At 54.6% G+C, this 26,990-nt stretch carries 27 protein-coding genes and 1 rRNA gene; all 28 read left to right on the top strand.

Annotated features, from left to right (window positions below):
• The first annotated feature begins 24 nt into the window (after positions 1 to 24).
• Positions 25 to 1,182 carry a GGDEF domain-containing protein gene (locus tag F1379_RS10910; protein ID WP_162551123.1) on the top strand — a complete coding sequence of 386 codons (1,158 nt, stop codon included), beginning with the start codon at positions 25 to 27 and terminating at the stop codon, positions 1,180 to 1,182.
• Between the two features lie 67 nt (positions 1,183 to 1,249).
• Positions 1,250 to 2,437, top strand: a complete 1,188-nt coding sequence (locus F1379_RS10905) for a GGDEF domain-containing protein (RefSeq protein WP_150269374.1) — start codon at positions 1,250 to 1,252, stop codon at positions 2,435 to 2,437.
• A gap of 206 nt (positions 2,438 to 2,643) precedes the next feature.
• Entirely contained in the window at positions 2,644 to 3,819 is a 1,176-nt protein-coding gene (locus F1379_RS10900; RefSeq protein ID WP_162551122.1) for a glycosyltransferase, read from the top strand.
• Positions 3,820 to 4,008: 189 nt separating this feature from the next.
• The gene (locus F1379_RS10895) at positions 4,009 to 5,184 is read left to right on the top strand and encodes a glycosyltransferase (protein WP_150269370.1); all 1,176 of its coding nucleotides are present in this window, start codon (positions 4,009 to 4,011) and stop codon (positions 5,182 to 5,184) included.
• Between the two features lie 98 nt (positions 5,185 to 5,282).
• On the top strand, positions 5,283 to 6,599 hold the full coding sequence (locus tag F1379_RS10890) for an SPOR domain-containing protein (protein WP_150269368.1): 1,317 nt from the start codon (positions 5,283 to 5,285) through the stop codon (positions 6,597 to 6,599).
• Positions 6,600 to 6,747: 148 nt separating this feature from the next.
• Positions 6,748 to 6,993 carry a DUF4321 domain-containing protein gene (locus F1379_RS10885; RefSeq protein ID WP_150269366.1) on the top strand — a complete coding sequence of 82 codons (246 nt, stop codon included), beginning with the start codon at positions 6,748 to 6,750 and terminating at the stop codon, positions 6,991 to 6,993.
• A gap of 25 nt (positions 6,994 to 7,018) precedes the next feature.
• Positions 7,019 to 7,642 (top strand): Maf family protein, encoded by a 624-nt coding sequence (locus F1379_RS10880; protein ID WP_150269364.1) that lies wholly within the window; start codon positions 7,019 to 7,021, stop codon positions 7,640 to 7,642.
• Between the two features lie 18 nt (positions 7,643 to 7,660).
• Positions 7,661 to 8,347, top strand: a complete 687-nt coding sequence (radC, locus tag F1379_RS10875; protein ID WP_150269362.1) for a RadC family protein — start codon at positions 7,661 to 7,663, stop codon at positions 8,345 to 8,347.
• Between the two features lie 39 nt (positions 8,348 to 8,386).
• Positions 8,387 to 9,421 (top strand): rod shape-determining protein, encoded by a 1,035-nt coding sequence (locus tag F1379_RS10870; RefSeq protein WP_150269360.1) that lies wholly within the window; start codon positions 8,387 to 8,389, stop codon positions 9,419 to 9,421.
• Positions 9,422 to 9,493: 72 nt separating this feature from the next.
• Complete coding sequence (gene mreC / locus F1379_RS10865; protein WP_239004633.1) at positions 9,494 to 10,363, top strand: rod shape-determining protein MreC; 870 nt, start codon at positions 9,494 to 9,496, stop codon at positions 10,361 to 10,363.
• Positions 10,363 to 10,893, top strand: coding sequence for a rod shape-determining protein MreD (mreD, locus tag F1379_RS10860; protein WP_150269358.1), 531 nt, complete (start codon positions 10,363 to 10,365; stop codon positions 10,891 to 10,893). The genes mreC and mreD overlap by 1 nt, the downstream gene beginning before the upstream one ends.
• Before the next feature lie 83 nt (positions 10,894 to 10,976).
• Positions 10,977 to 11,636 carry a septum site-determining protein MinC gene (minC, locus tag F1379_RS10855; RefSeq protein ID WP_150269356.1) on the top strand — a complete coding sequence of 220 codons (660 nt, stop codon included), beginning with the start codon at positions 10,977 to 10,979 and terminating at the stop codon, positions 11,634 to 11,636.
• 5 nt (positions 11,637 to 11,641) lie between these two features.
• The gene (minD, locus tag F1379_RS10850) at positions 11,642 to 12,436 is read left to right on the top strand and encodes a septum site-determining protein MinD (RefSeq protein ID WP_150269354.1); all 795 of its coding nucleotides are present in this window, start codon (positions 11,642 to 11,644) and stop codon (positions 12,434 to 12,436) included.
• Between the two features lie 273 nt (positions 12,437 to 12,709).
• Positions 12,710 to 13,558 (top strand): M23 family metallopeptidase, encoded by an 849-nt coding sequence (locus F1379_RS10845; RefSeq protein WP_162551121.1) that lies wholly within the window; start codon positions 12,710 to 12,712, stop codon positions 13,556 to 13,558.
• On the top strand, positions 13,551 to 14,393 hold the full coding sequence (locus F1379_RS10840) for a site-2 protease family protein (RefSeq protein WP_150269350.1): 843 nt from the start codon (positions 13,551 to 13,553) through the stop codon (positions 14,391 to 14,393). Before F1379_RS10845 ends, F1379_RS10840 begins: the two co-directional genes overlap by 8 nt.
• 73 nt (positions 14,394 to 14,466) lie before the next feature.
• Positions 14,467 to 15,708 carry an Rne/Rng family ribonuclease gene (locus tag F1379_RS10835; RefSeq protein WP_150269348.1) on the top strand — a complete coding sequence of 414 codons (1,242 nt, stop codon included), beginning with the start codon at positions 14,467 to 14,469 and terminating at the stop codon, positions 15,706 to 15,708.
• A 199-nt stretch (positions 15,709 to 15,907) separates the two neighbouring features.
• Positions 15,908 to 16,219 (top strand): 50S ribosomal protein L21, encoded by a 312-nt coding sequence (gene rplU / locus F1379_RS10830; protein WP_150269346.1) that lies wholly within the window; start codon positions 15,908 to 15,910, stop codon positions 16,217 to 16,219.
• A gap of 12 nt (positions 16,220 to 16,231) precedes the next feature.
• The gene (locus tag F1379_RS10825) at positions 16,232 to 16,567 is read left to right on the top strand and encodes a ribosomal-processing cysteine protease Prp (protein WP_150269344.1); all 336 of its coding nucleotides are present in this window, start codon (positions 16,232 to 16,234) and stop codon (positions 16,565 to 16,567) included.
• An 18-nt stretch (positions 16,568 to 16,585) separates the two neighbouring features.
• Complete coding sequence (rpmA, locus tag F1379_RS10820; RefSeq protein ID WP_091070599.1) at positions 16,586 to 16,897, top strand: 50S ribosomal protein L27; 312 nt, start codon at positions 16,586 to 16,588, stop codon at positions 16,895 to 16,897.
• 247 nt (positions 16,898 to 17,144) lie between these two features.
• On the top strand, positions 17,145 to 17,885 hold the full coding sequence (locus tag F1379_RS10815) for a Spo0B domain-containing protein (protein ID WP_150269342.1): 741 nt from the start codon (positions 17,145 to 17,147) through the stop codon (positions 17,883 to 17,885).
• Between the two features lie 36 nt (positions 17,886 to 17,921).
• Positions 17,922 to 19,232 carry a GTPase ObgE gene (gene obgE / locus F1379_RS10810; protein ID WP_150269340.1) on the top strand — a complete coding sequence of 437 codons (1,311 nt, stop codon included), beginning with the start codon at positions 17,922 to 17,924 and terminating at the stop codon, positions 19,230 to 19,232.
• A 368-nt stretch (positions 19,233 to 19,600) separates the two neighbouring features.
• On the top strand, positions 19,601 to 20,038 hold the full coding sequence (locus tag F1379_RS10805) for an ACT domain-containing protein (RefSeq protein WP_150269338.1): 438 nt from the start codon (positions 19,601 to 19,603) through the stop codon (positions 20,036 to 20,038).
• Positions 20,039 to 20,118: 80 nt separating this feature from the next.
• A complete protein-coding gene (locus F1379_RS10800; RefSeq protein WP_150269336.1) occupies positions 20,119 to 21,405 on the top strand; it encodes a homoserine dehydrogenase in 1,287 nt (428 codons plus the stop codon).
• A 26-nt stretch (positions 21,406 to 21,431) separates the two neighbouring features.
• Entirely contained in the window at positions 21,432 to 22,415 is a 984-nt protein-coding gene (gene thrB / locus F1379_RS10795) for a homoserine kinase (RefSeq protein ID WP_150269334.1), read from the top strand.
• A complete protein-coding gene (gene pheA / locus F1379_RS10790; RefSeq protein WP_150269332.1) occupies positions 22,412 to 23,299 on the top strand; it encodes a prephenate dehydratase in 888 nt (295 codons plus the stop codon). Before thrB ends, pheA begins: the two co-directional genes overlap by 4 nt.
• A gap of 4 nt (positions 23,300 to 23,303) precedes the next feature.
• Positions 23,304 to 24,185, top strand: coding sequence for a branched-chain-amino-acid transaminase (gene ilvE / locus F1379_RS10785; protein ID WP_150269330.1), 882 nt, complete (start codon positions 23,304 to 23,306; stop codon positions 24,183 to 24,185).
• A 211-nt stretch (positions 24,186 to 24,396) separates the two neighbouring features.
• Positions 24,397 to 26,130, top strand: coding sequence for a LysM peptidoglycan-binding domain-containing protein (locus tag F1379_RS10780; protein ID WP_162551120.1), 1,734 nt, complete (start codon positions 24,397 to 24,399; stop codon positions 26,128 to 26,130).
• Between the two features lie 487 nt (positions 26,131 to 26,617).
• Positions 26,618 to 26,990, top strand: a 16S ribosomal RNA gene (locus tag F1379_RS10775); the annotation flags it as partial.

Below are 26,990 nucleotides of genomic sequence, written 5' to 3'. Positions count from 1 at the left end.
TCCCGTAATTATGGTGGTGTACACATGGATTTTCAGCTAGATATTCGAACGCTGTTATACCTGTTTATCTTTGGGAATTTGTTTATTGCTCTGCTGATAACCTTCTACCGCTATCATTTCACACGGGATATCGCTTCGGGAACCTTTATTGCGGCCAAGTGGCTGCAGGTTGCCTGCTGGTGCTCGATGCTGTTGTGGGATGCCATGCCGCGCTGGATTGCCATACCCTTCAGCAATGGACTCATCCTGATCGGCTACGGCCTGGAAATTGCTGCCCTGCTGCTGATGATGGGCATGCTGGGACGCAAGGAAATGCTGTACTATCTGTGTATTGCGGCGGGGAGCATCGTCAGCTTTCTTGTGGTTGTCCTGTTCTTTAATCGGCCGAATATGCGGGTGGCTGTGGCCTCGCTTTGGGCGATGCTGTTCGTCATTTATCCGGCTCTCCGGTTGACCCGGCGCAAGGATGGTTCGCCGCTGCAGAGACTGCTGGGCAGTGTATTCTATCTCATTGCCGCTGCCATGCTCGTACGGGCTGTAGCCGCTGCTTTCCTGGAGCCGGATATGTCGGCGCTGTCGCCGGATGCCGCACAGTACCCGTATCTGCTGGGCATGTTCTTTATGATGATTATGGGAACCGCTGCCTTTGTGCTGCTCTCCAATGAACATTCCTACGAGGAATTGAAGCGGATGGCGACCTACGACACGCTTACTGCCATTCTGGGCCGCAGGGCCTTCTTTCTGGAAGCGGAGGTGAAGCTGGCCCTGGCCGTTCAAAAAGGCGAGCCCTACACTCTGCTGCTGATGGATATCGACCACTTCAAGACGGTGAATGACACGTACGGTCATGATCAGGGGGACAAGGTGCTGCAGGAATTTGCGCTTACAGTCGAAGCGAGGCTGGGCAACGGGGATCTGTTCGGCAGGGTGGGCGGCGAGGAATTTGCCGTTGTGCTTTACGGCCTGAACGAAGCGGAGAGCAGCCTGAAGGCGGAGCAGCTCCGTGAAGCGGTCTTGGCTGCCTCGCAGCTCAAGCTGCCTTGTGATTGTACCGTAAGCATCGGTATCATTACCGTGAAGCCCGATCAATGGACCTCATTAAGCATGCTGTACAAGCTGTCAGACCGGGCGCTATACCAGGCCAAACAAAATGGCAGAAACCGCGTAGTCCGCTCGTCTTGACGAAGGGCTGACCACTGCGCGATACGCTTTTGATCATATATATTCGTTAGCCGGAGCAGGTCAGGAGGTGTGTTTCATTAATCTGGATGTGCATACGCTGCAGATATGCCTCTTTTTCGGCAATCTCTTTACACTGGTGCTGCTTCTGGCCTACCGATCGCGGGCTGCGAGCAATGGAAGCTCCGAGCTGTTTGCTGCGGGCAAAGTGCTGCAGCTGGCAATTACTCTGCTGCTGCTGCTTCAGGATGTAATAGCTATCCGCTATACCCTGCCGCTGATCTCACTTATGGGTATTGCTGGATTGACGGCAGAAATCTTTGCCATACTGAAGTTGCTTGGTATCTTTGAGGAACGGGTGAAAAGGTTGTATTACGGTCTAGCGGGCTTGGCTGCGGCTGTCTTGCTGACCCTGTCTGTGCTTGATTCCAGGAGTCCGTACTATATCGCTTATGCTGCACTCGCCGGAGCGCTGCTGCAGGTGGTTCCCGGCTATGCGCTCGGGGTGAAGATCAAAGGGACTCCGCTGCAAAAAGTAATGGGCATCCTCTACGGCGCTGTAATTATACTGCTGCTGGCAAGGGTACCGGAGGCGCTCGGCCGGCCGATGCCGGCCGATACTGCCGGACTGCTACGGGATTTCAGCTATCTGGGCGTCTACCTGTTGATGTTTCTTGGCACAGCCGGCTTTATGCTGCTCTCCAGAGAGCATACTTATGCTGAGCTGGAACGTGTGGCTACGTACGACGAGCTGACGGGAATTCTGAACCGCCGCGCCTTCGTGCTGCGGGCCCGGCCGTTGATAGCGGCCGCTGCCAAGGAAGCACAGCCTTACTCGTTCATGCTGCTGGATGTGGACCACTTCAAAGGGGTAAACGACACCTACGGGCATGACACCGGTGATAAAGTGCTGCGCGATTTCGCCAGCAGAGTTGCCGAGCAGCTCGGCAACGGCGATCTGTTCGGCCGGTTCGGCGGCGAAGAATTTGCGGTTCTGCTGCACCGGGCCGATGAAGCCGCCAGTAACGAAATCGCCGAGCGGCTGCGCCGCTGCGTGCTGGAAGCGCAGATCGAGGGCGTTCCACTCACTTATACTGTTAGCATAGGCGTGGTTACGATTGCTTCCGGCATGAGGTTTCCTCTGAATGAGCTTTACAAGCTGAGCGATTCCGCCTTGTATGAGGCCAAGCACCGTGGGCGTAACTGCGTCGTCCGGGGCGAAGCACGGGGGAGGACTCCCGATAAGTCCATTGATTAGAAGTAGCAGCGCTCCTCCTGTATCGGAGGGGTGCTGTTTGCTTTTTATGGTAAGCCGCGGATTCAATTTAATAACAAAATTTTGAAATACGTGGCAAAAACGCAACACTGTTGATTCTTTTTGGGTAATATATCAGGAAACCATGCTCATATGTCTGAAAGAAGACTTATAAAGAGATAAACAAGGGAAATGGAGTGACGATGACAATGAAAGAAAGAATGCTGTTCATCTCTGCGGAGAATCCTTTTCCGCAAGACAGCGGAGGCAAGCTGCGCACGGGTAATATCCTGGGGATTCTGCTGGACAAATATGATGTAGATCTGCTGACTTACCGCGGCAAGACACCGGCAGACAACAATCTTGCGGGGCTGACCGTACATGAAGTGGAGCGCTCGGTTACTTACAGAAAGGCGATGCTTCGTTCGTTATATACCTGGCGCAACTGTTCCTATATGAGCCATATTGATCTGGACATGCGGGCCAGCATTGAGCGGCTATGCGCGGAGCGGCAGTACAATCAGGTACTTATCTCCCACAGTCTGCTGGGCAGCTGTGTAGATATTGTGCGCAACCAACTGCCTGGAGCCGTAATCGTTACGGATGCGCATAATTTTGAGAGCGGACTGTCAGCCCAGCTTGCCCACAAGAAGAACGGCCTCTCAAAGCTGTTCTATTCCCTGAATGTGCTATGGACACGCAGGGATGAGATAGGACTGCTGAAGAAGACCAGCCTCCTGCTGACCACCTCGGAACAAGACCTCCAATCGTTCAAGGCATTATCTGAGACGCATGCCCATAAAGTTCATGTGATCCCCAACTTTATCCGCATCAGCGACTATTTCTTCAGAACGCTTCCTTCCAAAGAGAAGTGGATCATTCTGCCGGGCAATATGAATTATTTTCCCAATGTGAACGCCTCACTTTATTTCTTCCGCGAGATTTATCCGCTGATCAAGGCCCGGGTACCGGATGTCAAATGGTATATTGTCGGCAGGGATGTGCATCCGGATGTAGCCGCATTGGCGGAGCAGGACTCCTCTATCGTAATAACCGGCTATGTCGATAGTGTGGCAGAGTATATCCGCAAAGCCCGGGTAGTCATTGCACCGCTGCTGGAAGGCAGCGGAACGAGACTGAAGATTCTGGAGGCCTGGGCGCTGAAGACGCCGGTCGTCTCCACCTCCAAAGGAGCGGAAGGCCTCAAGTATGAGCATGCCTCCAACCTGATGATAGCCGATGAGCCGGAGGCTTTTGCGCGGTATGTCGTGGAGCTGCTTGAGGATTCCCGGACGGGGGAACGGCTGGCGGAGCAGGCTTATCAGACGCTGCTGGCCAATTACGAGGCGGGAAGCGTCAGCGGCAAGCTGCTGAGTCTAGTGTGAAATTCACCAAAATTCCAAAATAAAAAATCTTTTCTCCCATAAATCGACAGTTAAATTTTCTTAAATGCGCTACTATGGTTCTATATCTGTAGTTTCATGTCTTTGCAGAAAGGATGTCTTCCGGCCTGCCTGGAAAGCCAAGACCTACTATATCTATAATTATTTGTGAAAATCAAGGAGTCAGTAGCCATGAGAGAGAGATTGCTGTTTTTGTCCGCATATCAACCAGAAGACCCTGAGGGAGACAAGAGGACAGAGCGTTTTCTCGATATATTGCTGGAGAAATACGATATCGATTTGCTGGAATATTCGCAGGCGCATAGAGAGCTGCCGTTTAAGCCGCGGCCTTCGCTGATGCTGCATCCGCTGGGGCAGACCCGGGGCCGCAGCCTTCCGCTGCTTGGCCCTCTGAACAAGCTGCGGGGAAATTCAGCAGCTGCGGACACAGATAAACGTTTGCGCGCTGAAATCGCCAGTCTTGGACGGGCACACAAGTATAGACGCGTTTTTATTTCGAATACCCTGTTACTGAAATGCCTTGATATGGTTTCATCGCTGCTGCCGGATGCGGCCGTGATTACCGATGCGTACAGGCTGAACAGTGAAGCCCCTGCCGGCAGAAGCGTCGGCCCCCGGGGAATCACGAAACACTACCGGGCGCTCCAGGGGGCGCTGAACCGGCGGGAAGCCCGCAAGCTGGTGAACAAGGCGAGCCTGCTGCTTACGGCATCGGAATGGGATGCGCTGTATTTCAAATCGCTCTCGTTTGCGGATGCGGGCAAGGTACATACGGTGCCGGCATTTGTGGATCTGCAGGACTACACCTACGGCGATGCCGTGGCCAAAGAGGAGTCCATCTTCCTGCACTGGAATATGCGCTCCACGGAAGGCAAGAATGCCGCCCTGGTGTTTTTCCGCAAGATTTATCCTGTCATTAAGGAACAAGTCCCGGCATGCCGCTGCTATCTTCCGGGCGATGCATTGCATCCTGAAATCGCGGCTTTGGTCAGAGACGACTCTTCAGTGATTGTCGCCGGATCAGAAGGCGGCACGGACCATTACATACGCCGGGCGAGGGCGGTTCTTACCTTATTGCGGGAAGGGGTAGGCGGCCAGTCGGAGATTCTGGAGGCCTGGGCGCTGAAGACACCGGTTATCACGAGCCGGAAGGGCTCCGAGGCGCTGCAATGTGAGCCCGGACGCAACATCCTGCTGGCCGGCACAACCGGTGAGTTCGCGGAGCATGTGGTGCAGCTCCTGGAAATGCCGGAGCTGGGCTCGATTATCGCCGATCAGGCTTACCGGACGTTGCTGAACCATTATGAAGCCGGCCAGATCAGAAGCAAATTGCTGAGTTTAATATAGGCATTTCGCGGATTCAGGCTGCGTGAGCATGGTATATTGTCCCCTTGTCTATCATATACTCTCTTAACAAGAGAAGCTGATAGCGAGGTGGACGTTCCTTGAATAAGAGCGGCAGAATGACGTTCCGGTTCGAACCGGACAAAGCGGCAGCGAAGCATGAACCGGCGGTTCCCCTTAGCGGCGGCGTGGTGGCCAATGCCGGAGCCGGTGTCCGGATGGTGCGGCGTGACCAGGAAGAGGACAGGCTCCTGGATGGGGATGCGTACTATGGGTATGAGAATGAGGACTATGGCAGAATACCGGAGCGGAAGGTACAGGAAGAACCGGTTGAGGCTGAGTTTACGGCCTATTCGGGCTATAGCGAAGGAGAATTAAGCCGCAGGCATCAGCCGGCCCGCCAGTCCTTTTATACGGAGCCCGCCGCTGATCTTTGGGACAGCGCCTCTTACGATAGCGGGGCCGAAGAACCGGAAGACAGGCTCTATCCGCTGGAGGATTGGGGCCAAGACCGCACCGGGGGCGGAGGGTATGAGCGGCACTCGGGCGGATACGGCGGCGCCTATCATTCCCGGCGGCCTTCCCGCTGGTGGAAGGTTACACTGTCAGTGGCCGGTGCTCTCGGGACAGGCCTGCTGCTGGGCTATACGGCGTTGTCCTTCTTCGGCGGAATATCCGGCGGAGCGGATAGTGCTGAACGGGCGGCTGGAACATCAAGTGTCCAGAGCGGAGCTGCCGGAGCCGGACAGACCGCGGCGGGGGGAGCCGTTCTCCCTGGCGGAGCAGGAATGGCCGGAGCCGGCCGGATTCAGGTAGCGGTGCCGGCACAAAGCTATTATCTGCTGCAATACGGCGTATTCAGCACAGCTCAGGGCGCTGAACAGGCACAGCAGGAGCTGATGTCCGCCGGCCTTGCTGCCGGAGCCGATCCGGAGGGCGGCAACCGCGTATATGCCGGCCTGTCCCCGGACCGTGAAGAAGCAAAGCTGCTGAGCAGCGGGCTGAAGAATCAGGGGATCGAATTATACGTCAGGGAAGTATCGCTGCCTGCCGTGCAGCAGGCTGCCTTCGCCGGAGAAGCGGAGACGGTGAAGGAATATTTCGCCGCGAGCGGTGAACTGCTGGGGGAACTGAGCAGCCTGTCCGCCGGGCTGCTGGGCGGAGCGGGTTCTCCGGCTGATGCGGCTTCCGTCAGCGATTTGCATATGCGCTGGAGCGAAGCTGCCAAGGCACTGGCGGCAGGGCTCGGCCCGGAGGAGCAAGTCCTCTGCGCCGCATTGGAGAAGGCGGCGAACCGGGCTGTCGCAGCCCTGAACGAATATGACAAGAATGCCGCCCAGGCCCTGCTCTGGGAAGTGCAGGATTCGATGCTGACTTTCCTGAACGGACAGCGGCAGCTCCTCGCCGCCTTATCCTGATGCTTTGCAGTCCCCGTCCGGGTTTTCGGGCGGGGTATTTTTGCGTACTGGCGTGGTAATCATTTCCGAACGGGATTTAGCGTTTGTATTGGGCAACGTTTCACCGTATAATAATTAGGGTGTCAAAAAATGGCGAGGGAAGACCTTGATGAAGAAGAAAAATGTAGGAACACTGCTGTTATTTCTAATTCTGGGCTGGCTGGCCGGAGCGTGGATTGCCAGGCTCCTTGAGCCTGTCAAACAATTGTCTTTTCTTACAACCTCGACCATGATTCAGTGGTCACCGCAGGCCGATTTGGACATCATTACCTATGACATTACCATTCAATTGAAACTGTGCTTGCTTAGCCTCGCCGGCATCATTACCGCTGTATGGCTGTACCGCCGGCTGTAATTCTCGCGCGTTTGTTCAAGAAGGGATGTTGCTGCATTTGAAGACTGAGCACTCACGGCCTGTTATTCTGGCCTCGGGCTCCCCGCGCAGACGGGAACTGCTGGGCATTCTCGGCGTACCGTTCCGGGTGCTGTCCAGCGATGCTGATGAGAGCACGCCCGAGGATTTCACACCGGAGATGATTGTGCGTACATTGGCCCTGCGTAAGGCGGAAGCGGTAAGGTCCGCGGCAGCGGATGAAGATGCCGTCATTGTCGGCAGCGACACGATTGTCGTTCTGGACGGAAGGGTGCTGGGCAAACCGGCGGATGAAGCGGACAGCAAAGCTACGCTGGCCCTTCTGCAGGGCCGGACCCATGAGGTGTACACAGGGGTGGCCTGCATCGGACTGCCGGACGGCAAGATCACAGTGGATCACCGGGTAACCTCGGTAACGATGCGGAACTTGAGCGATGACGAAATCTCTGCCTACATAGCAACCGGAGAACCTGCGGACAAAGCCGGTTCTTATGGGATTCAGGGGCTGGGTGCTACATTGGTGGACCGGATTGACGGCTGTTATTATAACGTGGTCGGATTGCCGCTGGCACTGCTTTGCGGTATGCTGTCCGAATTTGGCATTCATGTGTTGAAGCGCCAAGGCATGTAGAAGAGAGAGGGATCAGGGATGGAATCGCAATTGATGCTGCGGGACCTCCCCCATGAAGAACGACCACGAGAGCGCATGATGCATTATGGGGCGGAATCTTTAAGCCAAGCGGAACTTTTGGCCATTTTGCTGCGTACCGGCACCCGCCGGGAATCCGCAATCCATGTGGCCCAGCGCGTATTAGGCGAGGCGGGCGGCATCCGTGGCCTTGCCGATCTGAGTATTGAAGAATTGACGAATATCAAAGGCATCGGTCCCGCCAAGGCCGTGCAACTGAAAGCAGGCATTGAGCTTGGAAGACGAATGGCGAATTCCCGGCTTGCGTTGCCGGTCATTATCCGCAGTCCGCAGGACGCCGCGGAGATTATAACCGAGCAGCTGCGTTATTTGCAGAAGGAGCATTTCATCTGCTTGTTCCTTAATACGAAAAATCATGTAATTGCGCAGGAAACATTGTCCATCGGCAGTCTCAACGCCTCGATTGTGCATCCGCGAGAGGTGTTCCGGGCAGCGATGAAATGCAGCAGCGCAGCTATCATATGCGCACATAATCATCCGAGCGGGGATCCTACGCCCAGTCCGGAGGATATCGCAATCACAACACGGTTGCTTCAGGCGGGTGAAATTGTCGGAATCGACGTGCTCGATCATCTGATTATCGGTGACAGCAAATTTGTCAGCCTGAAAGAAAAAGGGTACATGTAACCTCATAGCGAGATTCACTAGGAAAAGGAGAATAGAAACATGTTGGGTGGTTTTACGAAAGATTTAGGCATAGACCTTGGAACGGCCAATACGCTTGTATACGTCCGGGGCAAAGGGATTGTAGTCAGAGAGCCATCCGTCGTGGCCATTAATACCGATACGAAAGCCATTGAAGCCGTAGGCGAATCTGCCAAAAAAATGATCGGCCGCACGCCGGGAAACATCCGTGCGATCCGTCCAATGAAAGACGGCGTTATCGCCGATTTCGATACAACGGCGACGATGATTAAATATTTCATCCGTCAGGCCCAGAAGCAGCGCGGCCTCTTCCAGCGCCATCCGAATGTCATTGTGTGCGTGCCTTCCGGCATTACTGCCGTAGAGCAGCGCGCCGTAGAGGATGCGACCAGACAGGCAGGAGCACGCGAGCCGTATATCATTGAAGAGCCTTTCGCTGCTGCGATCGGCGCCGATCTCCCGGTATGGGAACCGACGGGCAGCATGGTCGTCGACATCGGTGGCGGGACTACCGAAGTCGCGGTGATTTCCCTTGGCGGGATTGTAACCAGCCGCTCGGTCCGGGTAGCCGGCGATGAAGCGGATGAAGCGATCATCCAATACATCAAGCGCCAGTATAACCTGATGATCGGGGAACGCACCGCGGAACAGCTCAAGATGGACATCGGCTCCGCACTGCCTTTGGAAAAGGCCGAAACGATGGAAATCCGCGGCCGTGACCTGGTCACAGGCCTGCCGAAGACACTGACTATTACCTCGGATGAAATCTGTGATGCCCTTGCCGATACGGTGAGCGCAATTATTGATGCCGTTAAGGTAACGCTGGAGAAATGCCCGCCGGAGCTTGCCGCCGATATTATGGACCGTGGCATCGTGCTTACCGGTGGCGGCGCTCTGATGCGCAATCTGGATAAGCTGCTGGCCCGCGAGACGGGAATGCCGGTCATTGTGGCCGAGAATCCGCTGGATTGCGTAGTCATCGGCACCGGCAAAGCGCTGGAAACGCTCGATCTGTTCAAGAGCCGCAGCGGCTCCGGCAGCCGTTCCAGAAAGTAAAGGTTGTAGGAGAGCCTGGCGAACGTCAACCCCGATATGGGAGAAATACGTCTTGGTAAAGGGTGTTGAAACTTGTTTAAGCTGTTTAACAATAAACGTCTGTTTATATTGCTGATTACGCTGGTGAGTTTTATCGTGCTGATGGGGTTCAGTCTGGGTTCGAGAAAGTCTCTGACCTGGCCGGAGAACTTCGTCCGCGACACCACCGGTTTTGTGCAAAATCTGTTCTACAAGCCCGCTGGATATGTAGCGGGCTTGTTCCAAGATATCGCCAACCTGCATGATCTGGCCGAGGAGAACGAACGGCTGCATCTGATGGTAGCCCAATATACCCGCGAGAAGGCGCAGTACAATTTCATCAAGGCCGCCAATGAACGTTACATGGAGGAACTGAAGTTTAAAAAGGCTCAAAAGGAGCTCTATGACTTCGAGCTGTACATTGCCCAGGTCATCAGTCTGACGACCGAGCCCAGCAATAATTCCATCGTCTTAGATCTGGGTTCAAAGGACGGCATTAAGCCGAATATGTCGGTCGTTTCAACTGAAGGTCTGGTCGGTGTAATCAGCCAGGTCAGCAATTTCACGTCTACAGTTAAATTGATGACGATGATGGATGTGAACGATCCCAACTCGCAGCCGGCTATTTCAGCCACGGTCCTGAACAAGGAAGGGCAGAGCTTCGGGATGATCGAGGGCTTTGATACCCAAAGCGGAATGCTGCAGATGAACAAGATTCCGGTTGGCGATCCCATCGCTGTCGGTGACATCGTGATTTCCTCCGGGGTCGGTGGCTTATACCCGCGCGGGCTGACCATCGGAGAGGTCAAAGAGGTCAAGATTGGACAGTTTGGTTATACTTCTACGGCAATCATAGATCCGGCAGCTGATTTTCAGGATTGGAAAGAACTGTTTGTCGTCTTTACGGAGGAGCGTGTGGAGTAGTGAGGATGCGCAGGTCGGTTCTGGTATTATTATTGTTTCTCTTATTTATTCTCCAGGGCACCATCCTCCCCTGGCTTATGCCCGACAGCTGGCAAATGCGGATTATTCCGAACCTCGTCTTTATCGTACTTCTGTTCGTTACCGTTTATCATCACCGGCATACGGCGCTGGTGCTGGGACTTGCCTTCGGCATGCTGCATGACGTCGTTTTTTACGGCCGGATTCTCGGCGCCCACTCGTTCGCGATGGGACTGTCGGCTTACCTGATCGGACTGGTGTTCCAGATCCCGCGGGCGCCGCTGCCGCTTATGATGACGGTAGTGCTGCTCGGCAGCCTGCTGGAGGACAGCATCCTGTTCGCAATATACAGTGTGTTCAATCTGACGCAGGTTCCCTATAACTGGGCGCTGCTCGACCATATGCTTCCGACGATGCTGTTTCATTTCGCCATGGGACTGGTCCTTTACATTCCGGTCCGGCGTCAGTTGGAATTGCTGAAGAAAGAGACGCGCAAGGAAGAGAATGCATAATCTCCCCTAAGGGATTTCTTTCGCGCGGAAAGAAGGATTTTACCGCGGCGGGCACGAAAGAAAGAGAATGGGGGGACAGGCATATGACAGTGAAATCCAATCTTATAAGGATTAAGGGCATCAAGGACGGCCTGGTATTCCTGCTGGACGATAAGTGCGCTTTTGAGGAACTGCTAAGTGAGCTGCGGTATAAGCTGGAGCACAGCCACCAGAATATTTTGACCGGCCCCATTGTGCATGTCGATGTCAAACTGGGCAGCCGTCTGGTAACCGAAGAACAGAAGAACGCTGTGCTGGATATACTCAAGGGCCAGGGCAATCTGCTGATCCGCACGGTGGAAGCGCTGGAGGAGCCGGAAACGGTGGACAAGTCTCCTTTCAGCTTGATGGGCGGGATGGTCCGCTCGGGCCAGGTGCTGCATCATGAAGGAGATCTGCTGTTTATGGGCGACATCAATCCTGGTGGAACGATTACCTGTTCGGGGGATATTTATATTCTTGGTGCGCTTAGAGGCATGGCCCATGCCGGGGTAGGCGGCAATCAGGAGGCGATTATCGCCGCTTCCCTGCTCGCTCCGACCCAACTGCGGATTGCCGATGTCATCAGCCGCCCGCCGGATGAATGGGAGAAGCGGGAGAGCAGTATGGAATTCGCTTATTTAACGGAAGGCGCCATGCAAATCGATAAGATCCATAATATAGTAAAAATGCGTCAAGGTTTAAATGTGTTCAAAGGGGTGTAGCCTCCATGGGAGAAGCGATTGTCGTAACCTCGGGCAAAGGCGGAGTCGGCAAGACGACTACTACGGCCAATATTGGCACCGCGCTTGCTCTGCAAGGCAAAAAAGTATGCCTGGTCGATACCGATATCGGACTGCGTAATCTGGATGTTGTAATGGGGCTGGAGAACCGTATCATTTATGATCTGGTGGATGTATGCGAGGGGCGCTGCCGCCTGAACCAGGCGCTGGTCAAGGACAAGCGCTTCGATGAACTGTATATGCTGCCTGCGGCCCAGACGAAGGACAAGACCTCTGTGACCCCGGAACAGGTCAAGGATATTGTGCTTGAGCTGAAGAAGGAATATGAATATATTCTGATCGACTGTCCGGCCGGCATCGAGCACGGCTTCCGCAATGCCATTGCGGGTGCGGACAAGGCAATCGTCGTCACTACGCCGGAGCATGCGGCCGTGCGCGATGCGGACCGGATTATCGGTCTCCTAGAGCAGTCGCATGTCGATTCGCCGAAGCTCGTCGTCAATCGTATCCGGCCGGGGCTGGTGAAGGCCGGCGATATGCTCGATATTGAAGATATTCTGCAGGTGCTTAACATTGATCTCATCGGGATCGTTCCGGACGATGAGCTCGTCATCAAGGCTGCGAACAACGGTGAGCCGACGGTGATGAACCCCGACTCCTCGGCAGCCATTGCTTACCGCAATATCGCCCGCCGGATTCTGGGCGATGCCGTACCGCTGATGCAGCTCGACCGCAAAACCGGTGCATTTCAGAAATTCAAGAAATTTTTCGGTATGGGCTAAAGATGGACGCCGAGGCCCATAGCAGGGTCTGAAGTTCCGCCGGCGGAGAGTCCGCGGCGGGACTTTTTTTGTTTGCCGGAACCCGGCAGAGCTTCTGAATCCGCATCCTGCAAAGACCCCACAGTGTGGGGTTGTTTTATTTCGTCCCCTCTATTCCTTCCGGCACAGTCCGGATACGCGTCCACCCTTCGGCGCAAGGTGTCAGGGCTTGTTCTAAAGCCGATGCCCCGGTTCATAAAATGGGAGTAAAACAAGCCCGCCGGAGGGATGGACATGGAACAAAGATCAGGCATTAAAGGCCGCCGCGATGAACGGATCCGCAGCCTGCTGACTCAAAACGAGGAAGGGCTGGAGACGCCCCCGCTGCATACACTGCCGGAGCAGCCGGCAAGCTTCCGCGAGTGGGGAGCAGGCGGAGGGACCCGTCCTCCCGAGCCGGACCCTGAAGCCATATGGAAGCAGCGCCGCCGCGAATGGGAGCATGAAGGCGGAGGTGACCACCCGCGGTTTACGGCAGGACTTCTGCGGCGGATCATCGCCAGCGCACTGGTCTTTGCGGCTGTATGGGGGATATTTGCGCTGCAGCAGCCTTGGGCACTGCGGGCGCAGGGTTTTGTCACGGACATGCTGAGCCGGGATATGGATTTCGCGGCGGTGCAGGTGTGGTATGAGGAGCATTTTAACGGAGCGCCATCCTTCATTCCGATGTTCGGCGAGGAAGACACGCCTGCGGAGAAGGTCAGCGCCAGGCATGAGCTGGAGACGCCGGTCTCCGGAACTGTCGTCCGGCCCTTTGATAATGCCCGCCAGGGGGTGGAAGTTATGCCCCTGGAAGATTCAAATGAAAGCGTTACGGTGAAGAGTGTTGATGTGGGCCGGGTATTATCCGTTACCAAGGAACCGCAGGGCGGAATCCGTGTTACAATCCGCCATGGCGGAGACCTGACGGCGGAGTATGGCCATTTGAGCGGCACCCGGCTGGCGGCGGATGACTGGGTGGAGAGCGGGGACGCTGTCGGCTGGCTGCAGCAGACGGAAGGACTCGATGTTCCGCTGCTGTTTTTTGCCGTACTGAAAGACAATACTTACATCGACCCTGCCGAAGTGGTCTCGTTTGATTAGGCTCTTCGGCATTCCGCTGTCACTGCATCCGCTCTTTGTCCTGATTATGCTGCTGTCTGTGCTGACCGGACAATTTCTTGAGCTGTTGACTTTATTCGCCATAGTCTTCGTCCATGAAATGGGACATGTCTGTGCGGCGCTGTGGGCCGGCGCTTCCGTCAAATCAGTCCAGCTTCTGCCATTCGGCGGGGTGGCTGTTATCGAGGACCATGGCAGGCTTACCGCCGGCCGGGAGATCGGGATAGCGCTGGCCGGGCCGCTCCAGAACGGGATTATGATTACGCTGGTGGCCGGACTGCAGCAGGCCGGCATTGTCGGCGGCGGTTATCCGGACTACTTCATTCAGGCCAATGTCATCATTGCCCTGTTCAATCTGCTGCCGATCCTTCCCCTCGATGGCGGCAAAATCGTACAGGCTGCTTTAAGCATAGCGGCGCCCTATTATTTCACACTGCTGTGGAGCGGCAGAGTGAGCATTGCAGCCAGCGCGCTCGTCATTCTCTATGCGCTGCTGCCGCTGGGAACAGGCGGGGGCTTGCGCCTCAACCTGCTGATGATCGGTGCGTTTCTGCTGTATTCCAATATAACGGACCAGCGCAATCTGCTTTACCGTTTTATGGCTTTCCTGATGAACCGGGAAGGGGCCTATGAGCGTTATCTGCAGTCAGGGAGCGCTGCCAGACCGATTGTCGCTTTTTCTGCGAAACCTTTGGATGATATATTGCGTCTATTTAAACGGAATCAATATCACTTTATTTATGTCATGAACGATAACAAAGACGTAGTCGCCGTTGTACCGGAGCAGCGCCTGATTTCCTCGTATTTCGGAAGGTGAGACGGCTGCCATAACTTGCGCACAGCGCGGCACGGCGATGGAAGGATGGAAGAATCAAACCAGAGGTGAAGCCATGAAACAAATGATCGTTCACTGTACGCCGCATGTTACCCGGATGGCTCTTCTGGAGCATGGAAGACTGGTGGAGTATGCGGCCGAGCGCGACCAGGAGCAGGGGCTCGTCGGCAGCTATTACAAGGGCCGGGTAATGAATGTGTTACCGGGGATGCAGGCTGCTTTTGTCGATATCGGGCAGAAGAAAAACGCCTTTTTATATGTAGACGATGTGCTTCACCCTCATTTGGAGAAGCAGCCGGCGGTGAAGCCGTCGATCGAAACGCTGCTCTCGCCGGGGCAGGAATTGATTGTCCAGGTGCGCAAAGAGCCGCGCGGCGGCAAAGGAGCCCGGGTCACGACCCACTTTACGCTGCCGGGCCGCTGGATGGTGTACATGCCTTATGCCGAATACGTCGGCGTCTCCAAGAAGATTGCCCGCGAGTCTGAACGTACCCGGCTTAAGGGTATCGGCGAACGCTTGCGCCGGAGCGAAGAAGGGATTATTATGCGGACGGTGTCCGAGGATGAACCTCTGGATGCCGTAGAAGGAGATCTGTCCTTTCTGCGGACGCAGTGGGAGGTAATTCTCCGCCGGGCAGAAAGGGCGGAAGCCCCTGCTCTTCTGCACAGCGATCTTAGCATTGTCCAGCGGTTTATACGCGATGCCTTTAATCCCCAGCGCGACGAGCTGCTGATTGACTCCCCGGCTGCGGCTACGGAAGCGGAAGCCTTTTTGCGCGAAATGGCTCCTGAAGGCTACAAGCCGGTGGTCATGTATAACGGTCCGGAGCCGATCTTCAGCGCTTACGGTGTTCAGGAGCAGCTGCACCGGAGCTTTAACCGGAAGATTACGCTGGAAGGCGGAGCCACGCTGATTTGGGACGAGACGGAAGCGCTGACGGTCATTGATGTCAATACGGCGCAATATACCGGGGGAGCTACTCTGGAAGAGACGGTAACCCGTACCAATCTGCTGGCCGCGGAGGAAATCGGACGGCTGATCCGTCTGCGCGACACCGGCGGCATCATTATCGTCGACTTTATTGATATGGAGCAGGAGGCACACCGCAAGCTCGTCACGGAGCGCCTCAGCGGAGTAATCAGCCGTGACCGGACGAAGACGCACATTCTCGGCTGGACGCAGCTGGGTCTTCTGGAGATGACGCGCAAGAAGGCAAGGCATGATTCGGCGGGAGCGGTTCCGGTGATCTGCCAGTGCTGCGGAGGAACCGGCAAAGTGGGGACCTGGCTGGAATAGCGGGATTTTGCACAGACCTGTTAATTTTGAATCAAGCATTGACGGTATGCCATAAATGTGTTATTCTCTTTAAGTATGTGTCTGGTTCTATTGTTCCTGCACATGCTGTAACCGCTCCGATCGGGTACGATAAGCGCGGGACCCCCGGGTTACGCCACCTGAATTAGGCGAGTCTGAGACATGAGGAGGTGCAAGTACAATGTATGCAATTATCGAAACTGGCGGTAAGCAATACAAGGTCCAAGAGGGCGACGTATTGTTCATTGAGAAGCTGAATGCCGAAGACGGTGCAAGCGTAACGTTTGACCGTGTCCTGGCTGTTTCCACTGAAGGCGGTTTGACTGCAGGAACTCCGCTCGTTAGCGGCGCTACTGTAACGGCCAAGGTTGAGAAACACGGTAAAGGCCAAAAGGTTGTAGTCTACAAATACAAACCTAAGAAGAACTACCACAAGAAGCAGGGCCATCGTCAACCGTACACCAAAGTAACCATCGAGAAGATTCAGGCGTAAGAAGGTGCGTTAATGATTAACGTACGGATCACGCGGACATCCGCTCAGGGTACGATTGTTGGCTTTACTGTGAAAGGGCATGCGGAATACGCAAAGAAAGGCTGGGATATCGTGTGCGCCGGCGTTTCGACGGTAACGTTCGGAACGGTGAACTCGATTGAAAGGCTGACCGGCGTTGTTCTGGAGACTTCACTCGATGACGGTTTTCTCAGCGGAACCCTGGTTCCGGTGACTGACCCTGAAGTTTCCGCCAAGATCCAGCTGCTGCTGGAATCGATGGTCGTGATGCTCACTGATATCGCAGAGTCATACGGGAAGTATATTAAGATACAGCAAGTCATTAATTGAAGAAGGAGGTTGACCAACATGTTGAAATTGGATCTTCAGTTTTTCGCTTCGAAGAAAGGTGTAGGTTCCACAAAGAACGGCCGTGATTCCCATGCAAAGCGTCTTGGCGTGAAGCGTGCGGACGGACAGGCGGTTCTGGGCGGTAACATTCTGGTTCGCCAACGCGGAACCAAAATCCACCCGGGCACGAACGTAGGCATCGGTAAAGATGATACGCTCTTCGCACTCGTGGACGGCGTAGTGAAGTTTGAACGTTGGGGACGCGATCGCAAGAAAGTGAGCGTATACCCGGTTGATGTCGCTCCGGTAGCAGCGGCAGTAGAAGCGTAAGCTTTTATAAACCTAACCACAGATTAAGCCTCCGGCATGAGTGCCGGGGGCTTTTTTGAAGTATGGATGCGGCAGAGTCTTCCATCCCTTGGGCAATGCGGAGACGGATGAGAGTCCGGCGGCGGCCCGGAGATGCTGATGATTGCAGGGAATGGCTGTGTTATACTGGAAAATGGCATACGCTTTACCTGAGGTGATTAATTGAACGCGCAACCCTTTGTGCGAACTTGAGGGACGGGGAGAAAGAATGAAATCCTGGAAAAGTATTCTCTGGGCAGTCATGTTATCCGTTTTGATTCCTTTAGGCCTCGTGTACCTGCATACCTCTCTGGCCACTTGCCTGCTGCTGGCTGTATGGATAGCGGCAGTGCTGGCTTGTAGCTTCCATTTAAGCCGGCGTCGTTTTGAAGAGGAACTGCGTGTACAGGAGAGAACACTGCAGCAGGCGGCCAACCGAACACTGAATCATCACCGGCATGACTGGATGAACGATCTGCAGGTGCTTTACGGCTATATCCGGCTGGGCAAGCCTGATAAATCGCTGCAATGTGTGGAAAGAATAAAAGAGCGGATCGCGCTGGACAGCCGCATAGCGAAGCTAGGCGTTCCGTCCCTGGTATTCTATCTGCAATCCTTCCGCACCCTGCGTACCAATCTGGAGCTGGACGTGCAGGTGGAGGAAGGCCTGCAGCTGGAGGACAAGCTGAGTCCGGCCAGCGGCGAGGAATTGACTGCGGTCATTATGCAGACGGTGAGAGCCTACCAGTACAGCGGAAACGCCCAGCAGGGCGACACCCGCATACTCCGGCTCGGCTTTGCGCAGGATGGGGACGAGGTGCTGGTCTCCTTCGAAGCGGAAGGCGATCACGGAAATCCGGAACTGCTGCAGGGGCAAATTTATAATATCGTCCAAGGAAAAATCGTGAGAGCGGAGCAGCCGGGGCCGAGCAGGTCCCACTTTAAGCTGCGTCTGCCGCTCGAAATGTAGTTAGGACGGCAAGCAAGAGAAGGAAGGTGAACAACCATGTTTGTAGATAAAGCCAAGATTTATGTAAAAGCCGGTGACGGAGGCGACGGTCTGGTCGCATTCCGCCGGGAGAAATATGTGCCTGAAGGCGGTCCGGCAGGCGGCGACGGCGGACGCGGAGGCGATGTGATCTTCCGTGTGGACGAAGGTCTGCGTACCCTGATGGATTTCCGCTATCAGCGGCACTTCAAGGCCGAGCGCGGAGTCAAGGGACGCAACAAGAGCCAGCACGGTGCCAATGCAGAGCATATGGTCGTGCGGATTCCACCCGGAACGGTGCTGATCGACGATGATACGAAGGAAGTTATCGCCGACATGACCCGCCACGGGCAGCAGGTGGTCGTCGCCCGCGGCGGACGCGGCGGACGCGGCAACACCCGCTTTGCCACTCCGGCCAATCCCGCCCCTGAACTGGCGGAGCACGGGGAAGAGGGCCAGGAACGCTACATCACGATGGAGCTTAAGGTCATGGCGGATGTAGGGCTGGTCGGTTTTCCGAGTGTCGGCAAATCGACGCTGCTCTCCGTGGTATCCGCGGCACAGCCGAAGATCGGCGCGTATCATTTCACAACCATTACGCCGAATCTGGGCGTAGTCGATGTGGGGGACGGACGCAGCTTCGTGCTGGCAGACCTGCCGGGTCTTATTGAAGGCGCAAGCGAGGGAGTCGGTCTCGGTCATGAATTTCTGCGGCATGTCGAGCGCACCAGGGTCATTGTCCATGTGGTGGATATGTCCGGCTCCGAGGGCCGCGATCCGTTCGAGGACTGGAAGCTGATCAACGGCGAGCTGGGCCAATACAACGCCAGCCTGCTGGATCGGCCGCAGATCGTGGCGGCGAACAAGATGGATATGCCGGACTCGGAAGAGAACCTGGCCAATTTCCGTCAGCAGGTCACAGAACTGCAGCCCGATATTGAGATCCTGCCGATTTCCTCGCTGACCCGCAAGGGGGTCCAGGAATTGATGTACCGGGCAGCGGATGTGCTGGACAGCATTCCGGTAGCGCCGCTGGTCGAAGAGGTAGCAGAAACTACCGAGCGCAAGGTGTACAAGCTGGAGGCGGAGGACGACAACAGCTTCACCATCTCCCGCGAGAACGAAATGTATATCGTGCACAGCCCGCGCATTGAGCGGATGCTGAAGCGGATGCAGATGCATACGCATGATGCGATTCTGAAGCTGGCCCGCACTCTGCGCCATATGGGCGTAGATGCCGAACTGCGCAAGCGTGGCGCGGTGGAAGGGACCATCGTACGCATCGGCGATTTCGAATTCGAGTTTGTCGAGAACAGCAGCTACTATTAAATAAAGAATGTGTAAATAAAGAATGTGCGCTACTGCATTGCGGCGCATATACCGGCCGTGTTTTCCTGAGAGGAAGACACGGCTTTTTGTGTAGAGCGCAGAAAGATTCACATGTATTACCAAGAGCTGCGATTATTGCGGAACGGCCATACCTTACCAATAATCATCTGCATAATTCCGTTAATGCCCCCGGTTCAGCCGGGGGCATTGCTGCATTAACTGGAGAAGTGCGAAGACTTCAAAGCGGGTATAAGGCTGATGCTCCGGCCCACTCCGGCCGGCGGTGTGAAAATGTATTGCTTTTTTCAAGCGGCATGACTTATAATGTCCACTATGTAAACACAAAAGTCTTTGGGGTGAGGACGTTCGTGAAAGAACGCTATTATTTAGTCCGGGAGGACATTCTGCCTGATGCCGTGCTGAAGACGATGCAGGTCAAGCAGCTGCTTGAAGCCGGGGATGCCAAGACGGTGCATGAGGGTGTGGAGCAGGTCGGGCTGAGCCGCAGCGCTTTTTATAAATACAAGGACGGCATTCATCTGATTCATCAGCTGGAACGGGAGCGGATCATCACGATCTCCATCGATCTGGAGCATGAATCGGGTATGCTCTCCAAGGTGCTGGGCTGTGTGGCCGAACATGGGGCGAATGTACTGACCATTAATCAGAGTATTCCGCTGCAGGGGCGGGCCAATGTGGTTATCTCCGTAGAGATCTCCCATTTGAACATGGAGCCGGGTGATATGATGGAAGGGCTGAAGTCCATCTCCGGTGTCAAACGGGCGCTAATTATCGGGCAGGGGTAGCCTATGCTTCCGAGGTCAGTTTTATTTCGCAGTCAATTCTAAAGTAGGTCATGCTCCATAAAACTTTTAGGAGGATTCAAATGAAGCCGGTTAAAGTAGGGTTGCTGGGTCTGGGAACGGTAGGAGCGGGCGTAGTCCGTATCCTTGAAGGAAATCAGGAGGATCTGAGCAGCCAGGTGGGATCGCCCATCGTGATTGAGCGCATTGCGGTAAGAACGCCGGGCAAGCTGCGCGATATCGAAGTGGACGCCGCCAAAATCACGACCGACCCCTGGGAGGTCATCCGTAATCCGGAAATCGACGTCATCGTCGAGGTCATGGGCGGCATCGCTGGGACGAAGGAATATATTCTGGAAGCTCTTGAGCGCGGCAAGCATATTGTAACGGCGAACAAGGACCTGATGGCCCTGCACGGGTCGGAGATTCTGGCCAAGGCGCAGGAGAAGGGCTGCGATGTCTTTTATGAGGCGAGTGTTGCCGGAGGCATCCCGATTATCCGTACCTTGATTGAAGGATTCTCCTCGGACAAGATCATGAAGATTATGGGGATTGTCAACGGGACAACCAATTACATACTGAGCAAAATGAGCCGGGAAGGCGCCTCTTATGCCGATGTGCTGAAAGAAGCGCAGGAGCTGGGCTATGCCGAAGCCGACCCTACTTCCGATGTGGAGGGGCTGGATGCCGCGCGTAAAATGGCGATTCTCGGAACCCTTGGCTTCCGCACGAACGTTGAACTGGGCGATGTGAGTGTCCGGGGGATATCTGCAGTGAGCAAGGAGGATATCGCTTTTGCCAAGAGACTCGGCTACGAGATGAAGCTGCTCGGCATCGCCGAACGCCAGGACGAGGAATTCAGCATCAGTGTGCAGCCGACGATGATCCGTGCCAGCCACCCGCTTGCATCGGTGAACGGCGTGTTCAATGCTGTGTTTGTCTTCGGTCAGGCGGTGGGTGAAACGATGTTCTACGGTGCCGGTGCGGGCGCCATGCCGACAGCCACCTCCATCGTGGCCGATCTGGTCGCGGTGATCAAGAATCTGAAGCTGGGCGTGAACGGCCTGAAGCAGATAGTCCCATACAAGCAGAAGACGCTGAAGAGCGACGAGGATATCTTTTTCAAAAATTTCCTGCATCTGCATGTGGACGACAAAGCCGGGGTACTCGCCAAGATTACTCAGGTGTTCGCCGAATATGAAGTGAGCCTCGATTCGGTGGTACAGCAGCCTAATCCGAACAATCCCGATGCCGAGATTATTATCGTCACCCATAATGCCAGCAAGGCCAGCTTCGAGAAGGTGCTGCGGCATCTGGAGGCGTTGCCGGTTATCCACCGGATCAAGAGCCATTACCGCGTAGAAGGCTAACGTAGAAGAAGGAGATATTACCCGACATGACAAGCAACTATGGAAAGGCTAGAGTCAAGGTGCCCGCCAGCACGGCCAATCTGGGCCCGGGCTTTGATACGCTGGGCATGGCCTTGCCGCTATATGCCTGGATCGAGATGGAGGAAGCCAGTGAAACGCTCTTCCACCTGCACGGGGATGAGATGGCCGGCTTGCCGCAGGATAAGAGTAATTTGCTTTACCAGGTGGCACAGATGGTTTTTGCCGAAGCAGGTGTAGAGGTTCCTGAGCTGTCCATCTCCATGTATTCGGAAATTCCGCTGACGCGCGGGCTGGGCAGCAGTGCTTCGGCTATCGTTGGCGCAATGGCGGCTGCCAATGTTATGATAGGATCACCGCTTAGTGATGCCAAGCTGTTCGATCTGGCGACGGCTTTGGAGAAGCATCCCGACAATGTCGGTGCTTCACTGTTCGGGGGGATCATTACCGCCGTTTGGGACGGCAGGCATGCCGACTACATCCGGATCGAGCCTCCGGAGAATCTGGAAGTGCTCGTCGTTATTCCGGAGTTCGAGCTGTCGACCACCAAAGCCCGCGGCGTGCTGCCGACTGAGATCAGTGTGAGCGATGCGGTGCACAACATCAGCCGCACCTCGCTGCTAACTGCAGCCTTAGCCTCCGGGCGGCTGGAGCTGATCGGCCGGGCCATGCAGGACCGCCTGCACCAGCCCTACCGGGCGGCGCTCGTACCCGGCATGGAGAAGCTGCTGGCCGAAGCGACCGGCCACGGAGCGCTGGGCATCGCGCTGAGCGGAGCCGGGCCGACTCTGCTGTGCATGGTCGACGGACGGGAGAGCCGCAAGGCGGAGCTGGAGAAGTTTCTGCTGGCGACAATGGAGGAGCACGGCATTTCCGCCCGCACCCGCTGGCTGCGGCCATGCGTCTCCGGCGTAAGTACGGAGCTGGTCCCAAGAAACGGGATGCAAAACCAATCATTTTTGGATATGATAAAAGGAGAAACAAGCCTATGAAATCGATAGCGGCATTGCCGCAAGGCACCGTATCGCATGAAGCGCTGCTGTATCTGTTCGGCGATGAAGCTGTCAGCATCAAGCATCATAAACTGATTTCCGATGTATTTCTCTCAACGGCGAACGGCGAGACCGAATACAGCGTCATCCCGATTGAGAATACCATTGAGGGTTCGGTGAGTCTGCACATCGACTGGCTGATTAATGAAGTCAACCTGCCGATGCAGGCGGAATGGATTTTTCCGTCGATTCAGAACCTGATCGGTCATCCGCAGGAATTCAGAGACAGAGAGGGAAATAAGGATTATAGCCGGATGGTGAAGATCCTCTCCCACCCCGTGGCGATGGCCCAGTGTCTGCAATTCGTCCGCGAGCATGCCCCATGGGCGGAGCTGGAGTCGGTTGGCAGCACCTCGGAAGCGGTGGAGATCGTCAAGAACAATCCCGGCAAAGGCTGGGCTGCGATCGGTACAGCGCTGGGTGCAGCGACACATGGCTTAGAGATTGTGGACCGGCAGATCACAGACCACAATAATAATTACACCCGGTTTGTGCTGGTGGGGCCCAGGAAGCTGGAGCTTTCCCGCAAGAGCAGCGGGGACAAGACCAGCATTCTGGTGACTCTTCCGGAGGATTTTCCGGGGGCGCTGCATCAGGTGCTGTCGGCGTTTGCCTGGCGGCGGCTGAATTTGTCACGGATTGAATCACGCCCGACGAAGAAGAAGCTGGGCACTTATTATTTCTATATTGATGTGCTGGAGCCGATTGAATCGGTCCTGCTTCCGGCGGCGCTTGAGGAAATCAAGGCTCTGGGCTGCCAGGTGCGGATTCTCGGATCATATCCCACATACACCTACAAGGAAGAGAAAGCGGAGGTGCAGTAAGTTCATGGCTGAGCAATGGATCTATCTGGATGGACAACATGTAACAAAAGAAAATGCAAAGGTATCAGTGTTTGACCATGGTTTCTTATACGGTGACGGCATTTTCGAGGGCATCCGTATTTATAACGGCAATATTTTTAAATGCAAAGAGCATCTGGACAGGCTGTATGATTCGGCCAAATCGATTATGCTGGATATTCCGCTGACCTATGACGAAATGCTCGAAGCGATGGCCGAGACGATCCGCCTGAACCATATGCGTGACGGGTATATTCGATTGGTGGTCTCCCGCGGCCCCGGCAACCTGGGTCTGGACCCGCGCAGATGCCCGAAGGCCAGTGTAATCATCATCGTGGAGCAGCTCGCCATCTACCCGGAGCAGGCGTATCTTAACGGCCTTCGTGCGGTCTCTGTATCCCAGCGCCGCAATCTTCCCGATGCGCTGAATCCGAAGATCAAATCGCTGAACTATCTGAACAATATCCTCGTTAAACTCCAGTCCAACCTGGCGGAAGCCGACGAGGCGATTATGATGAACGCCCAGGGATATGTGACCGAGGGCTCCGGAGACAACATTTTTATCGTCAAAAATGGAGTGGTCTACACGCCGCCTTGCTATCTCGGAGCGCTGGAAGGCATCACCCGGATGGCGATTATCGAGCTCTGCGAGAAGCTGGGGCTTCCGCTGAAGGAAGAGCCGTTTACGATGCATGATGTCTACATTGCCGATGAAGTGTTCTTCACCGGTACCGCTGCCGAGGTTATCGCTGCCCGCGAAATTGACGGCCGGGTTATTGGATCGGGACATGCCGGTCCGGTTACACTCAAATTGCTGGAAGAATTCCGTAACGTGGTCGACAAAGACGGCTACAAAGTGTGGGAATAAGGGTCCGGACTGTTTGTTCAATAAGCAAGCAAATCCTTTCATGCCTGGCATGAAAGGATTTTTTTTGTTTCCGGGATGTCATTCGCCCATAGGCTGCATAAGATGTAGTAGCGAAGGAGGCGGCTGTACCGCATATCGAATGCTGCAGGCAGCTAACAACACTTTGGCGTAGGCTCTGCGTTACTCTCAGGTAATGGCCTCGCGGGAGCATATGCGCAAAACATCTATAGGAGGTTATACGGGCGTGAAAATACACATGGTCAAAGAAGGCGATACCCTGTACGCATTGTCGCAAAAGTACGGAGTGCCGCTGCAAAAAGTCATCGACGCCAACCCGCAGATCAGTAACCCGGACGTTCTGACGCCGGGTGACAAGGTGAAGATCCCCACAGGTGCGGTTACGGTACCGGACAACAGCGAGCTGTTTTACAAACACACAGTTAAGCAGGGAGATACCCTCTGGAAGCTGTCCAAGGCTTGGGGACTTACACTTAAGGAAATTATCGATGCCAATCCGCAGCTGAAGAATCCGAATGCACTTTTGACCGGCGAAATCGTCAACATTCCCAAAAAGAATAATCCCTCCACAGTTCAGCCCACGGCCACTGCTAATGCGGGCGCCAATCCGCAGGCAACGCTGCCTACAGTAGTAGACAAAACCCAGGTAGGCGGAAAAACCTACACAGGACCGATTGAGAAGCCGGCTAACGAGCCTAAAACACCGACCGCTCCAATCGAAAAAGCTGCCACTGCGCCGATTGAGAAAAAGACTGAGCAGGTAGCACCTATTGTTGCTCCTGAGCCGGTTCCCGCACCAATCAATGTCAATATGCCAAATAAGGCGCCTGAGGTTGCCCCGGTCCAGGAGATTGTACATGAAACGCAGAGTTTGTTTGTGCAAATTTCCATTCCGGCTGAGGAAGCAATTGTTTATGAGAAGCCGAAGGAAGCGGAGAAGTCCAAGATTGAACCGGTGGCCTGGAAGGATGAGAATATCGCTCCTTGTGAAAAAACGCCCGGCTACCCTGGTCTAAACGTAAATCCGTATGCCTATGATTGCCCACCCGCCTATGATCCAATGTCGGTAATGGGTGCGAACAATACCGGATATATGCAGCCTGCCGCCTATGTACCGGAATATGTCTCTCCGTATGCCTATCCAGACAACCTCTATCCATGCCCGCCGGATTATCCCGGAGCTTGGTATCCCTATAACGTACCCGTATATGGTGAGCCTGCCGGTACTGCAGCTATGCCTGCCGTTGACTACAATCCTTATGCTGTTCCGCAATACGGCGTTCAGCCGGTATCTTTGCCTTGGCCTCCTTGCGGGTGCGAAGGACCGGTTATCCAGCCGTATTCCTATGAACAACCGGTTTATGGCTATCCTTCCAACATACCGGCACAGCCGGAGCTGATATCGCCTTATGCAGGTACGCCCAATGCAATGCCGTATGGGGGTATGACTAATGCAATGCCATATGCTGGTACGCCCAATGCAATGCCGTATGGGGGGATGACTAATGCAATCCCATATGCAGGTACGCCCAATGCAATGCCTTATACAGGTACGCCTAATGTAATGCCACTTGCAGGCACGCCTAATGCGATGCCGTATTCGGGGGATGATGTAGTAAACCCACTTTCCGCAATTCCGGCAACCCCCACATATCCGGGTATGGAGAATTTCGCCGCGCATAACCGCGTACCGGAGATTCTTGCACCAGAGATTCTGGCGCCGGAGATTCCAGTGGCAGTGGAGGCTATAGTGCCGGAATCAACCGGGAATGCAAAAGCCAGCACCGCAAAAGGTGAGGGTAAGACTTCTAAAACGAAAGCTGCCCAGAGTGCAGAAAAGCTCGTTAAGACCTCATCCACTAAAGGCCGCAGCCAGAAAGCAAAGGGAAGCTCAAGAAAAAGTAAAAATCCATGGATTTCGAACTGAAAAACTCTGGCGATCGAGGTAACGCATAAAACCGCTATGCGGGCCTGCTGTAATTCGGCAGGCTCGCATTATATTGTTGAAATAGTGTGAATGCATTATAAAGTGAACTAAAAGTCCCCCATAAATGGTAAATTTTTAGGGTTGTTATCATCAAGTGGTACATGATATATTATATATCCAGTCGGCTGGAGCAAAGGCTTGCAAATGATTGGAGAAGGTAAACTGAATAACTTGCTAACATTCTTTTAAAAAAGATGTTGCAATTATTCAGGAGACATGATATATTATAAAAGTTGCTGATGACGAGTTAATAACTGAAGCAACAATGTTGATCTTTGAAAACTGAACAACGAGTGAGTATCGGAAATCACCTTATTGGTTTCAATAAAAGTGATTCCAAAATGAGAATTTATTCTCGTCAATTTCAAAATGAGCTATCAGCTTATTCGATAAAGTTCTGAACGGTTAACGCCGATTCGGGACAACCTTATTGGAGAGTTTGATCCTGGCTCAGGACGAACGCTGGCGGCGTGCCTAATACATGCAAGTCGAGCGGAGTTATGAAGGAGCTTGCTCCTGATTAGCTTAGCGGCGGACGGGTGAGTAACACGTAGGCAACCTGCCCCTTGGACTGGGATAACTACCGGAAACGGTAGCTAATACCGGATAATTTCTTCTGCTGCATGGCGGAAGAGTGAAAGGCGGAGCAATCTGTCATCAAGGGATGGGCCTGCGGCGCATTAGCTAGTTGGTGGGGTAACGGCCCACCAAGGCGACGATGCGTAGCCGACCTGAGAGGGTGAACGGCCACACTGGGACTGAGACACGGCCCAGACTCCTACGGGAGGCAGCAGTAGGGA

It is taken from the genome of Paenibacillus tepidiphilus, from assembly GCF_008635795.1.
GTDB lineage: Bacteria > Bacillota > Bacilli > Paenibacillales > Paenibacillaceae > Paenibacillus_AQ > Paenibacillus_AQ tepidiphilus.
This window is presented reverse-complemented; position numbering and strand designations above follow the sequence as displayed.